Here is an 11,535-nt window from a genome sequence, read left to right as displayed (position 1 = left end):
GTAGACCTTCTGAAGGGCGCAGGGGAGACTCGCTGTTGATGCCGTTGGAGGGCGATCCCCGACACGGCCGGGTTCATACCCGACAAGCACGGATTTTCAGGACAAAGGGCGGGAACAGCAGTGCAGCGGCGGTACTTGAGCCTGGCGGCGGCAATCGCCACCACCATGACACTGACTCTCACCGGCTGCGGCAGCGGCTCCGGTAGCGACGACGTCACTCTCAAACTGATCGCGGCGGACTACGGCGACAGCCGGTCCAACGGTTCCCAGCACTACTGGGACGAGCTCGCGCGCGCCTTCGAGAAGAAGAACCCCGGCATCAAGGTCGACGTCGAGGTCTACAGCTGGACCGATGTCGACAAGAAGGTCGAGGACCTGGTCAAGGACGGCCACGCCCCGGACCTCGCCCAGATCGGCGCCTACGCCGACTACGCGGCCAAGGGCCAGCTCTACAGCGCCGACCAGCTGCTCTCCATCCCCACCCAGGCCGACTTCACCTCCTCCCTCGCGGAGGCCGGCGAGTACAAGCGGGTCCAGTACGGCATGCCGTTCGGCGCCAGCACCCGGCGGCTCTTCTACAACAAGAAGCTGTTCACCGAGGCCGGTATCACCAGCCCGCCGGAGAACTGGAACGACATCGCCCAGGACGCCCGGCTGCTGAAGGCGAAGGGCGTCAAGCTGCCCTTCGCGCTGCCGCTCGGCCCGGAGGAGACCCAGGCCGAGACGATGCAGTGGATGCTCAGCGGTGGCGGCGGCTACACCGACAGCATCGGCAAGTACACGATCGACTCGCCGGAGAACGTCAAGACCTTCAAGTGGCTGAAGGAGAACCTCGTCGGCAAGGGCCTGACCGGCACCGACCCCGCCAAGCTCAACCGCGAGGACGCCTTCGAGCGCTTCGCCGACGGTGAGGTCGGCATGCTCAACGGCCACCCCACCCTGATGAAGCAGGCCGCTGCCAAGGGCATCGACTACGGCACCGTCGAGCTGCCCGGCTCCCACGGCAAGGCCAAGGCCACCATGGGCGTCGCCGACTGGATGATGGCGTTCAAGCAGGGCGGCCACCGCGCCCAGGCCGGCAAGTTCCTCGACTTCGTCTACAGCAAGAAGAACGTCGAGAAGTTCTCCGGCGAGTACGGCCTGCTGCCGGTCACCACCTCCGCCTCCCAGGCGATGCTGGCCGACGACAAGTACGCCAAGTTCCACGGCTTCCTCAAGCAGCTCACCAACGCCGAGTTCTACCCGGCGAACAAGACCTCCTGGCCGCTGATCTCCAAGACCGTCAAGGCGAAGATGGGAGCCGCGGTCGGCCCGAGGGGCAACCCGGCCGGGGTGCTCACCGACATCCAGAACACCGCGGACGCGACGGACCAGAGCGCCGAATGACACAGTGCGGGCCGGGGGACGGGCAGGCGGGCCGGCGCGGTGCGGCCGGGGCGACGGGCCGGGTCCTGTCCGACCGTGCGCTTATCGTGGAAGCGTGATGACGGGCGGTACGGCGGGTGCGGGCGGTCCGGGCGGCGAGCCCGGGGCCGCCGGGCGCGCCCCGGGGCTCTCGGCCCGGGACGAGGCGGTGCTCGCCGTCGAGCGCCGCTCCTGGCCCGGCCCCGGCCCCAAGGAGCGCGCCATCCGCGAACAGCTCGGCATCTCCCCGACCCGCTACTACCAGCTCCTCAACGCCCTGCTGGACGACCCCCGCGCGCTCGCCCACGACCCCGTCACCATCAACCGCCTGCGCCGCATACGGGACGCCCGCCGGTCCCGCCGCTGACCCGGGCGCCCCGGCCGCCGCCCCGGTGCGCCCGTACACCCCCGGCTGCCGCCGGAGCTACCCCCGGCGCCCGCCCCGCGCCGGTAGGGTCGGCGCCATGGGCAGCCCCCCGAACGCCGCGCCGCAGTCCCAGCCGACACCCGGATCCGTGCCGACCCCGCACACCCCCGCCGGCCGCGACGGCCTCGCCGCGCTGCTGGCACACCCGGAACGCGCCGTCATCGCCCTCGACTTCGACGGCACCCTCGCCGAGATCGTCCCCGACCCGGAAAAGGCCCGCGCCCATGGCGGCGCCGTCGCCGCCCTCGGCCGCCTGGTGCCCCGGCTGCACGCCGCCGCGGTGATCACCGGCCGCCCGGCCACCGTCGCGGTCCGCCTCGGCGGCTTCGCGGACGTACCCGGCCTGGACCACCTCACCGTCCTCGGCCACTACGGCGCCGAACGCTGGGAGGCGGCCACCGGCACCGTCCACGCACCCGCCCCGCACCCCGGTGTCGCCGCCATACAGGCCGAACTCCCCGGCGTCCTGGACGCCTCCGGTGTCTGGCACGGCACCTGGATCGAGACCGCCATCGAGCGCAAGGGCGGCCACGCCATCGCCGTGCACACCCGCCGCGCCACCGACCCCCAGGACGCCTTCGACCAGCTGCGCGGCCCGCTCACCGCGCTCGCCGAACGCCACGGCCTGATCGTCGAACCGGGCCGCCTCGTCCTGGAACTCCGCCCGCCCGGTATGGACAAGGGCGTCGCCCTCGCCGAATGGGTCCGCGAGACCGGCGCCGCCACCGTCCTCTACGCCGGTGACGACCTCGGCGACCTCGCCGCCTTCGCCGCCGTCGAAAAGCTCCGCTCCGACGGCCTCACCGGCGTCCTGGTCTGCAGCGGCAGCAACGAAGTCACCGAACTCGCCGAACGCGCGGACCTGGTGGTCGACGGCCCGGCCGGGGTCGTCGGCCTGCTCGGCGCCCTGGCGGACCGGCTGGGCGGAAGTGGAACGCCTGCCCCGTAGGCGCGGACGCCTTCCGGGGCACCCAAGACGCAGGCACGAAGCCATGGAGAGCAACGCCAGGTGCCCCGTTCACAGCTTCACGCGGATGGCGGCGCGACCTCCTGGGCGTCCTCGGACTCCCCCCGCAGCTCCCGCAGCTGGTCCAGGAACCACCGGGCGGGCGGCAGCGCGGTGGCCGCCGTGGCCAGCCGCTCGGTGCGCACCGCGCGCTCGCCGTCATCCATCGACAGCGCCTCGTGCAGCGCCTCGGCGGTTCCGACGACGTCGTACGGATTGACGGTGAGGGCATGCTCGCCGAGCTCCTCGTGCGCACCCGCCTCCCGCGACAGCACCAGCACGCAGCCGGCGTCCGACACCACCGGGACCTCCTTGGCGACCAGGTTCATCCCGTCCCTGATCGGGTTGACCAGCGCCACGTCCGCCAGCCGGTAGGCGGCCAGCGAGCGGGCGAAATCGTCCTTGACATGCAGCACGACGGGCTGCCAACCCGCCGTCCCGTACTCGGCGTTGATGGCCTCGGCCACCCGCTCGACCTCCGCGGTGTAGTCGCGGTAGACGGCCAGGTCCTGGCGCGAGGGGTAGGCGAAGGCGACGTGGACGACCCGCTCGCGCCACTCGGGGCGGACGGCGAGCAGCCGCCGGTAGGCGAGCAGCCCCCGCACGATGTTCTTCGAGAGTTCGGTGCGGTCCACGCGCACGATGGTCCTGCGCTCCGGCCCGCCGATCTGTGCGCGCAGCGCCGCCATCCGCTCCTCGACGTCGGGGCGGTGCGCGCGCTCGCGCAGGAAGCCGGCGTCGGCGCCGAGGCCGTGCACGCCGATCCAGGTCGTGCGCGCCGTGCGCTCCGGGACGAGCGCGACGATGCCGGGCGCCCCGTCCTCCGGCCGGACGCGCTCGCACTGCCCGCCGAGCCCGGTCGCGGCGCAGGCCATGAAGTTCTCGGCCCACCGGCGGGTGAGGAAGTTCGCCCGGTCGGCACCGAGAATGCCCAGCGCCAGCTGCCGCTGGATGTCGTCCGGGAGCATCGCGAAGTACTCGGCGGGGGCCCACGGGGTGTGGGAGAAGTGGGCGATCCGCAGGTCGGGGCGGCGCTCGCGGAGCATGCCGGGCACCAGCGCCAGGTGGTAGTCCTGCACGAGGACGGCCGCGCCGGGCGCCGCACCCTCGGCCAGCGCATCGGCGAAGGCCGTGTTGTACGCCTCGTAGGACGCCCACTGCGCCCGGAACTCCGCGTCGAAGACCGGTTCCAGCGGTGTCTGGTAGAGCATGTGGTGGACGAACCACAGCACGGAGTTCGCGACGCCGTTGTAGGCGTCGGCGTACACCTCGGCCGGAATGTCCAGCATCCGGACCCGCTGTCCACCCGTGTCACCCGGGTCCAGCACACCACCCGTCCGCCGCACGGCCTCCCGGTCCCCGTCACCCAGCGCGGCACACACCCACACCGCATCCGTCTCGGGCCCGATGGCGGACAGCCCGGAGACCAGCCCGCCACCACCCCTTTTGGCGGTCAGCGCCCCGTCCTCCCCCAGGCCGTACGACACCGGCCCACGATTGGACGCCACCAGAACCTCGGCACCTGCCTGCACCGCACTGCGCTCGGAGACCATGTCGCGAAAGTAACCCGTCACAGATCCGCGCAAACGTACGGAAGCGGTCAAGAGACGGGGGCCGGGTGGGCTCCTCAGTCGTCTCCCGCTGGGAACGCGTCGACCGGCCACGACGGCTCCCCCTCGGCGGGTTCCGGGTGCCCGCACCCGAGACGGTCGCCCCGGCTGCGGTTGATACGCAGCGAGTCGCCGAGCGCATCCGTCAAACAACAGGCCAGGAAGCGCAGTTCGGGCGCCGTGGTCGGGGTGTGGTGGAGGAGGGCGCGGGCGTGCCTCAGGAGGATCTCGCCGGATGCGAGCTGGGCGTGTTCAATGGCGTCCGCCTGCCGGGTGACGGGGCCGTTCCCCTCGGAGAGTAGATAGCACGGCTTCCCCTCCGGGCTTGACCAGGGAAGCAGGCGGGGACGCGCAAGAGGCGTCATGGCGACTCCAGCTCTCTAGAGAAGTTGGATCGCTACCCATTGAAGCGAAGTGAACGCGTAGCGTCAATGGGATCTCTAGAGAAGTCGAGTGCCGGGGGCGCAGTAGCACTCGAACAGATCTCTAGGATGTCTAGAGATCGCCAGGAGGGATGCGTCGCCATGGCCGCACAGGAGAGCTCGTTGCCCAAGTACCGCCGGATCGCCGACGCGCTGAAGCGGGCGATCACAGCGGGGGAGTTCCGGCCCGGTGACCGGCTGCCCGGAGAGAACGACCTGATGGACCGGCACGGAGTGGCCCGGATGACGGCGCGTCAGGCACTCGGCGTTCTCACCTCCGAGGGGCTCGCCGAGGCCCGTAAGGGCGCCGGTGTCTTCGTGCGGGACTTCCAGCCGATCCGGCGCCGGGGTGTTCCGCGGCTGGCCCGGGAGCAGTGGGGTCAAGGGCAGTCGGTCTGGGCGGCCGACGTCCCGGAGCGTGATCTGGTGGTGGACGAAGTCACCGTCGACGAGGAGCAGGTATCAGGCGATGTCGCGGCGCGGTTGGACATCGCGCCCGGAGACGCTGTCACCGTGCGGCGCCGTCGGTTCGTGCTCGACGGTAAGCCAGTGCTGCTGTCCACCTCCTACCTCCCCGCCGCTCTTGTCGCGGGATCGGCGATCACGCAGCCGGACGCCGGGGCGGGCGGCACGTACGCCCGGCTCGCCGAGCTGGGCGCGGCTCCCGCCCGTTTCCGGGAAGAGATGCGCTCACGCATGCCGGCGTCGGAGGAGGCCGACCGGCTGCGCCTTCCGGCGGGCACGCCCGTCATTCTCATCAGCCGCACGGCCATGACCGCGGACGGGCGCACCGTAGAGGTCAACGAGATGATCCTCGACTCGTCCGCCTACGTGCTGGAGTACGACTTCGACGCCTGAGTGCTCAGGCCGCGAGAGCGCTCACGCCGCCCGCCGCTCCGCGTACTCCGGGATTTCGGCCATTGGGGGGCGTTCCTCGGTGTCCACTTCCGTTGTGCGGGGGACGAAGCCCTCGTCGCCGCGGTCGAACTGGGTGAGGCGGGGGCGGACCAAGTGGCCGCGGGTCAGGCGTAGTTGTGCGGTGCGGTAGATGGCGGCGGCCATTCGGCCCAGGGCCTGGCCGTCCTGGTGGCGGTGTTTGCGTACGCCGACGTCCACCTGGGCGAGGGCGTCGAGGCCGACGGTGTGCAGGGCGTCGACGAGCAGGCCGAGCTCCACGCCGTAGCCGACCGGGAACGGCAGGCGTTCCAGGAGGGAGCGGCGGGCCGCGTACTCGCCGCCCAGGGGCTGGACGAAGCCGGCCAGCTGCGGCCAGTGGAGATTGAGGAGGGGGCGGGCGACCAGCTCCGTCACCCGGCCGCCCTGTCCGGCCCCGGCGCCTTCGCCGGCGGTCTCCAGCGGGCGGTCGTACATCGCCTTCACGAACTGGATGTCCGGATCCGTCAGCAGCGGGCCGATGATCCCGGAGACGAAGGCGGAGGAGAATTCGCGCAGGTCGGCGTCGATGAAGCAGATGATGTCGCCGGTGGTGGCCAGCAGGGAGCGCCAGAGCACCTCGCCCTTGCCGGGCAGCGCGGGCAGGCGCGGGAGGACGCTGTCGCGGGACACGACCCGGGCGCCGGCCGCCGCCGCGACCTCGGCGGTGCGGTCGGTGGAGCCGGAGTCCAGCACCACCAGCTCATCGACGAGCGGGACCGTGTCGGTCATCAGCTCGGCGCGGATCACTGACACGATCGCCCCGACGGTGGCCTCCTCGTCGAGCGCGGGCAGTACGACGCTGACCGTACGACCCGTCTGGCGCTTAGCCTCCAGCAGCTGCCCCAGCGGGCGGTCCGCGGCGGACCAGGAGTGGCTGCTCAGCCAGCCCTCCACCTCTTCCAGCACGTCTACGACTCCTCGGTCGCCGCCCGATCGGCGGTCTGTGTGATCCATCTCGCGGTTCGGACGACTATCTCAACTGTCAGTGCCTTCGGTTACAGTCTTGAACAACGCGGATGACCGTCGCATGTCGGGGTCGCCGCGCCACAAACGCCTGGGTTTCGGCCCAGCGCCATACCGCTCATCCAGAGGGGCAGAGGGATACGGCCCGTTGAAGCCCCGGCAACCCTCCAGCCGGTCTTGCCGCCAGGACGCTCATGTCCAGCGCGCGTGAGGCTCCCGGCTAGGGAAGGTGCCAAATCCGTCTCGTGGCGAGATTCGTCGCGAGGAAGATGAGGAGAAAGGGCCTCGCCTCCATGGCTGTGCAAGTCACCGAAAACACCCCCACCGTCGCTCTGGGTCCCGCCGCCGCCCTGTCCTGCCGCGAGTGCGGACAGCGCTTCGCGCTCGGCCCGATCTTCGCGTGCCAGGAATGTTTCGGGCCGCTCGAAGTCGCGTACGACCTGCCGAGCGGCGACCCGGAGAGCCTGCGGAAGCAGATCGAGGCCGGTCCGAACAACATCTGGCGCTACGCCCCGCTGCTGCCCGTCCCCACCGACGTGGCCGACAAGCCCAACCTGAACCCCGGCTTCACCAAGCTCGTCCAGGCCGACCGGCTCGCCGCCGAGCTGGGCGTCACCGGCGGGCTGTACGTGAAGGACGACTCGGGCAACCCGACGCACTCCTTCAAGGACCGCGTCGTGGCGATCGCCGTCGAGGCAGCCCGCGCCTTCGGCTTCACCACCCTCTCCTGCTCCTCCACCGGCAACCTCGCCGGTGCGGTCGGCGCCGCGGCCAGCCGGGCCGGTTTCAAGTCCTGTGTGTTCATCCCGCACGACCTGGAGGCCGGCAAGGTCGTCATGGCTGCGGTCTACGGCGGTGACCTGGTCGGCATCGAGGGCAACTACGACGACGTCAACCGCTTCTGCTCGGAGCTCATCGGCGACCCGCTGGGCGAGGGCTGGGGCTTCGTCAACGTCAATCTGCGGCCGTACTACGGCGAGGGTTCCAAGACGCTCGCCTACGAGATCTGCGAGCAGCTGGGCTGGCGGCTCCCGGACCAGATCGTCATCCCGATCGCGTCCGGCTCCCAGCTCACGAAGATCGACAAGGGGCTCAAGGAGCTGATCGCCCTCGGCCTGGTCGAGGACAAGCCGTACAAGATCTTCGGCGCCCAGGCGGAGGGCTGCTCGCCGGTGTCCACGGCCTTCAAGGCCGGACATGAGGTCGTGCGCCCGCAGAAGCCGAACACCATCGCCAAGTCGCTGGCGATCGGCAACCCGGCCGACGGGCCGTATGTGCTCGACATCGCGCGCCGTACGGGCGGTGCCGTGGAGGATGTCAACGACGAGCAGGTGGTCGACGCGATCAAGCTGCTGGCCAGGACGGAAGGGATCTTCGCGGAGACCGCGGGCGGAGTGACCGTCGGCGTGACCAAGAAGCTGATCGAGGACGGTCTGCTCGACCCGTCCCTGACCACCGTCGTCCTGAACACCGGTGACGGCCTCAAGACACTCGACGCGGTCGCCCCGACCTCCGGGCCCACGGCCACGATCCGTCCGAACCTGGACGCGTTCCGCGCGGCCGGCCTGGACAGCTGAGGCCGACGGCCCGTCCGGTGGACGAGGCCGCGCCCCAGCCCCCCGAACTCGTACCCCGTACCCCTGGAAGGCAGAACCATGAGCGTCAAGGTCCGCATCCCCACCATCCTCCGCACGTACACCGGTGGCCAGGCCGAGGTCCCCGCCGAGGGCGCGACCCTCTCCGAGGTGATCGCCGACCTGGAGCAGAACCACCAGGGCATCGCGGCCCGTGTGCTGGACGACGCCGGCAAGCTGCGCCGCTTCGTGAACGTGTACGTCAACGACGACGATGTGCGCTTCGAGCAGGGCCTGGAGACGCCCACCCCGGACGGCGCCGGCATCTCGATCATCCCGGCCGTGGCCGGCGGCTGCTGATTTGCGCCAACTCTTCTCCTGCATGACCGGAATTGCCCCGTCCGCCAGAAAGCGGACGGGGCAATTCCGTGTTGTGAAAGGAGATACCATTGGGGTGATCCCCCTCCGGATATCACCGTGAGCGTGCCGAACGCATATGTGTTCGCGGTCAGTTGTGTCCAAAGTGTGGGCGGTATTTGTCGCCTAGGTGCGCTATGCCCGGCCCGACTTGCCCTGGAGAACCAGGATTTCGCCGCATATTGCCGATTCTCCGGCGCCAGATTTCTCGTCCGATTGACCTGTTGCTCTGGGCATCTGTGCAGATACATTCAGCGGCGGTCGACGCGTTCCGGCGCACACCCCACGGGCCTTTCGCGGGGTGAGGTCTGACCCGGGTCCGCGGAGTGCGGTCCTGCGCAAGGGCCAGTAATAGGGGAGTTAGGCATGGCTCAGGGCACCGTCAAGTGGTTCAACGCGGAGAAGGGGTACGGCTTCATCGCGGTCGACGGTGGTGCGGATGTTTTCGTCCACTACAGCGCGATCCAGATGGACGGCTACCGCACCCTTGAGGAGGGTCAGCGAGTCGAGTTCGAGATCTCGCAGGGCCAGAAGGGGCCGCAGGCGGACATGGTCCGGGTGGCCGGCTGAGGCGCCGACCAACTGCTGCGTGAGGAAGGCCCGTACCCCTGAGGGGGGTACGGGCCTTCGACTGTGCGCCCCCCCGGTCGGCCGCCTTCTGTTGTCAGCCGGGTGGGCGGGGCGCCCTCCGGGCGCTTGCACTCGCACCCCACGAGTGCTAATCATTGGCGTTAGCACTCTCCCAGTGAGAGTGACAAGAAGGACCGGGTCGGTGAGGCCCGCAGACCGCGTGGGGCAAGGAACCACACAGGTCTGCAGGTCGTCCGTCGCGGGCGCCAGCGCGGTCCGGAGCAATCCACCCCAGTCCGGGAGGACCACTTCACATGGCCAAGATCATCGCGTTCGACGAGGAGGCACGGCGCGGTCTCGAGCGCGGGATGAACCAGCTCGCCGACGCCGTCAAGGTCACCCTCGGCCCCAAGGGCCGCAACGTCGTCCTCGAGAAGAAGTGGGGCGCCCCCACGATCACCAACGATGGTGTTTCCATCGCCAAGGAGATCGAGCTCGAGGACCCGTACGAGAAGATCGGCGCCGAGCTGGTCAAGGAGGTCGCGAAGAAGACGGACGACGTCGCCGGTGACGGCACGACGACCGCGACCGTCCTGGCCCAGGCTCTGGTCCGCGAGGGCCTGCGCAACGTCGCCGCCGGCGCCAACCCGATGGCCCTCAAGCGCGGTATCGAGCGTGCCGTCGAGGCCGTCTCCGCCGCCCTGCTGGAGCAGGCCAAGGACGTGGAGACCAAGGAGCAGATCGCTTCGACCGCCTCCATCTCCGCCGCTGACACCCAGATCGGCGAGCTGATCGCCGAGGCCATGGACAAGGTCGGCAAGGAAGGCGTCATCACCGTCGAGGAGTCCCAGACCTTCGGTCTGGAGCTGGAGCTCACCGAGGGTATGCGCTTCGACAAGGGCTACATCTCGGCGTACTTCGCCACCGACATGGAGCGTATGGAGGCGTCGCTCGACGACCCCTACATCCTCATCGTCAACTCCAAGATCGGCAGCGTGAAGGACCTGCTGCCGCTCCTGGAGAAGGTCATGCAGTCCGGCAAGCCGCTGCTGATCATCGCCGAGGACGTCGAGGGCGAGGCCCTGTCGACCCTGGTCGTCAACAAGATCCGTGGCACCTTCAAGTCCGTCGCCGTCAAGGCCCCGGGCTTCGGTGACCGCCGCAAGGCCATGCTCGGCGACATCGCCATCCTCACCGGTGGCACCGTCATCTCCGAGGAGGTCGGCCTCAAGCTGGAGAACGCCGGTCTCGAACTGCTCGGCCGCGCCCGCAAGGTCGTCATCACCAAGGACGAGACCACCATCGTCGACGGTGCCGGCGACAGCGAGCAGGTCCAGGGCCGCGTCAACCAGATCCGTGCCGAGATCGAGAACAGCGACTCGGACTACGACCGCGAGAAGCTCCAGGAGCGTCTGGCGAAGCTGGCCGGCGGCGTGGCCGTCATCAAGGCCGGTGCCGCCACCGAGGTCGAGCTCAAGGAGCGCAAGCACCGCATCGAGGACGCCGTTCGCAACGCGAAGGCGGCCGTCGAGGAGGGCATCGTCGCCGGTGGTGGCGTCGCCCTGCTCCAGGCTTCCTCGGTCTTCGAGAAGCTGGACCTCGACGGTGACGAGGCGACCGGCGCCAACGCCGTGAAGCTCGCCCTGGAGGCCCCGCTCAAGCAGATCTCCGTCAACGGCGGCCTTGAGGGCGGCGTCGTGGTGGAGAAGGTGCGCAACCTGGCCGTCGGCCACGGTCTGAACGCCGCGACCGGCGAGTACGTCGACATGATCGCCGAAGGCATCATCGACCCCGCCAAGGTCACCCGCTCCGCGCTGCAGAACGCCGCCTCCATCGCGGCGCTCTTCCTCACCACCGAGGCCGTCATCGCCGACAAGCCGGAGAAGGCCGCCGCGGCGGGCGCTCCGGGCGGCATGCCGGGCGGTGACATGGACTTCTGATCCTCTGGATCGGAACGCTGATCCTCCCGGATCACACGTCCACACGTACGTCGGGGCGGCACCCTCTTCCCAGGGGTGCCGCCCCGGCGGCGTTTTTCCGGGTGGCCCGTGCCGTCTCCGTCGGGCGTGCCCGCATCGTCTCCGCCGGGCGGCGTACGGGATTTACCGCGCCGGCCCGGGGGGCAGGCCGTAGAGGGGCCATGCCCATGCGAACCACGGTTCGTACGGGGGCGGTCGGGGCCGATGGCCGGTCGGCGGCTGAGCAC

11 protein-coding genes and 1 riboswitch are annotated in these 11,535 nt (G+C 70.0%); of the genes, 8 read left to right on the top strand and 3 right to left on the bottom strand.

The window, feature by feature from the left end; translation table 11 throughout:
• The first annotated feature begins 165 nt into the window (after nucleotides 1-165).
• The 3 genes from SLV14N_RS15985 (at nucleotide 166) to otsB (ending at nucleotide 2,780) form a co-directional block, all read left to right on the top strand.
• Complete coding sequence (locus SLV14N_RS15985) at nucleotides 166-1,386, top strand: ABC transporter substrate-binding protein (protein ID WP_263269778.1); 1,221 nt, start codon at nucleotides 166-168, stop codon at nucleotides 1,384-1,386.
• A gap of 97 nt (nucleotides 1,387-1,483) precedes the next feature.
• The gene (locus tag SLV14N_RS15980) at nucleotides 1,484-1,771 is read left to right on the top strand and encodes a DUF3263 domain-containing protein (protein ID WP_208681525.1); all 288 of its coding nucleotides are present in this window, start codon (nucleotides 1,484-1,486) and stop codon (nucleotides 1,769-1,771) included.
• Nucleotides 1,772-1,868: 97 nt separating this feature from the next.
• Nucleotides 1,869-2,780: a trehalose-phosphatase gene (gene otsB / locus SLV14N_RS15975; RefSeq protein WP_263269776.1), complete on the top strand. Its 912-nt coding sequence runs from the start codon at nucleotides 1,869-1,871 to the stop codon at nucleotides 2,778-2,780.
• A 77-nt stretch (nucleotides 2,781-2,857) separates the two neighbouring features.
• On the opposite strand, the gene SLV14N_RS15970 is transcribed toward otsB, so the two are convergent.
• Entirely contained in the window at nucleotides 2,858-4,390 is a 1,533-nt protein-coding gene (locus tag SLV14N_RS15970) for a trehalose-6-phosphate synthase (protein ID WP_263269774.1), read from the bottom strand.
• 74 nt (nucleotides 4,391-4,464) lie between these two features.
• Nucleotides 4,465-4,812: a hypothetical protein gene (locus tag SLV14N_RS15965; protein ID WP_263269772.1), complete on the bottom strand. Its 348-nt coding sequence runs from the start codon at nucleotides 4,810-4,812 to the stop codon at nucleotides 4,465-4,467.
• Nucleotides 4,813-4,971: 159 nt separating this feature from the next.
• Between SLV14N_RS15965 and SLV14N_RS15960 the strand changes: the two genes are divergently transcribed.
• Nucleotides 4,972-5,727 carry a GntR family transcriptional regulator gene (locus SLV14N_RS15960; RefSeq protein WP_263269771.1) on the top strand — a complete coding sequence of 252 codons (756 nt, stop codon included), beginning with the start codon at nucleotides 4,972-4,974 and terminating at the stop codon, nucleotides 5,725-5,727.
• 21 nt (nucleotides 5,728-5,748) lie between these two features.
• Here SLV14N_RS15960 and SLV14N_RS15955 read toward each other — a convergent pair whose 3' ends face one another.
• Complete coding sequence (locus SLV14N_RS15955) at nucleotides 5,749-6,711, bottom strand: glucosyl-3-phosphoglycerate synthase (protein WP_208681519.1); 963 nt, start codon at nucleotides 6,709-6,711, stop codon at nucleotides 5,749-5,751.
• Between the two features lie 172 nt (nucleotides 6,712-6,883).
• A riboswitch (SAM riboswitch) is annotated at nucleotides 6,884-7,044 on the top strand.
• A 17-nt stretch (nucleotides 7,045-7,061) separates the two neighbouring features.
• Between SLV14N_RS15955 and thrC the strand changes: the two genes are divergently transcribed.
• From thrC to groL, 4 genes are all read left to right on the top strand, one after another.
• On the top strand, nucleotides 7,062-8,345 hold the full coding sequence (thrC, locus tag SLV14N_RS15950; RefSeq protein WP_208681518.1) for a threonine synthase: 1,284 nt from the start codon (nucleotides 7,062-7,064) through the stop codon (nucleotides 8,343-8,345).
• 78 nt (nucleotides 8,346-8,423) lie between these two features.
• A complete protein-coding gene (locus SLV14N_RS15945; RefSeq protein ID WP_018089727.1) occupies nucleotides 8,424-8,702 on the top strand; it encodes a MoaD/ThiS family protein in 279 nt (92 codons plus the stop codon).
• Between the two features lie 423 nt (nucleotides 8,703-9,125).
• Complete coding sequence (locus tag SLV14N_RS15940) at nucleotides 9,126-9,329, top strand: cold-shock protein (RefSeq protein ID WP_003986833.1); 204 nt, start codon at nucleotides 9,126-9,128, stop codon at nucleotides 9,327-9,329.
• A gap of 314 nt (nucleotides 9,330-9,643) precedes the next feature.
• On the top strand, nucleotides 9,644-11,269 hold the full coding sequence (gene groL, locus SLV14N_RS15935; protein ID WP_127152532.1) for a chaperonin GroEL: 1,626 nt from the start codon (nucleotides 9,644-9,646) through the stop codon (nucleotides 11,267-11,269).
• Nucleotides 11,270-11,535 lie beyond the last annotated feature (266 nt).

The organism is Streptomyces sp. Je 1-4 4N24, from assembly GCF_026239515.1.
In the GTDB taxonomy this organism is placed as follows: domain Bacteria; phylum Actinomycetota; class Actinomycetes; order Streptomycetales; family Streptomycetaceae; genus Streptomyces; species Streptomyces nigrescens.
Note: the sequence above shows the minus strand (reverse complement) of the source record. Positions and strands in the feature narration are given on the sequence as shown.

Excerpts from the sequence above, each read along its gene's own strand:
- SLV14N_RS15985 (WP_263269778.1), top strand. The coding sequence starts at position 166 with ATGACACTGACTCTCACCGGCTGCGGCAGCGGCTCCGGTAGCGACGAC.
- SLV14N_RS15980 (WP_208681525.1), top strand. The coding sequence starts at position 1,484 with ATGACGGGCGGTACGGCGGGTGCGGGCGGTCCGGGCGGCGAGCCCGGG.
- otsB (WP_263269776.1), top strand. The coding sequence starts at position 1,869 with ATGGGCAGCCCCCCGAACGCCGCGCCGCAGTCCCAGCCGACACCCGGA.
- SLV14N_RS15970 (WP_263269774.1), bottom strand. The coding sequence starts at position 4,390 with ATGGTCTCCGAGCGCAGTGCGGTGCAGGCAGGTGCCGAGGTTCTGGTG.
- SLV14N_RS15965 (WP_263269772.1), bottom strand. The coding sequence starts at position 4,812 with ATGACGCCTCTTGCGCGTCCCCGCCTGCTTCCCTGGTCAAGCCCGGAG.
- SLV14N_RS15960 (WP_263269771.1), top strand. The coding sequence starts at position 4,972 with ATGGCCGCACAGGAGAGCTCGTTGCCCAAGTACCGCCGGATCGCCGAC.
- thrC (WP_208681518.1), top strand. The coding sequence starts at position 7,062 with ATGGCTGTGCAAGTCACCGAAAACACCCCCACCGTCGCTCTGGGTCCC.
- SLV14N_RS15945 (WP_018089727.1), top strand. The coding sequence starts at position 8,424 with ATGAGCGTCAAGGTCCGCATCCCCACCATCCTCCGCACGTACACCGGT.
- SLV14N_RS15940 (WP_003986833.1), top strand. The coding sequence starts at position 9,126 with ATGGCTCAGGGCACCGTCAAGTGGTTCAACGCGGAGAAGGGGTACGGC.
- groL (WP_127152532.1), top strand. The coding sequence starts at position 9,644 with ATGGCCAAGATCATCGCGTTCGACGAGGAGGCACGGCGCGGTCTCGAG.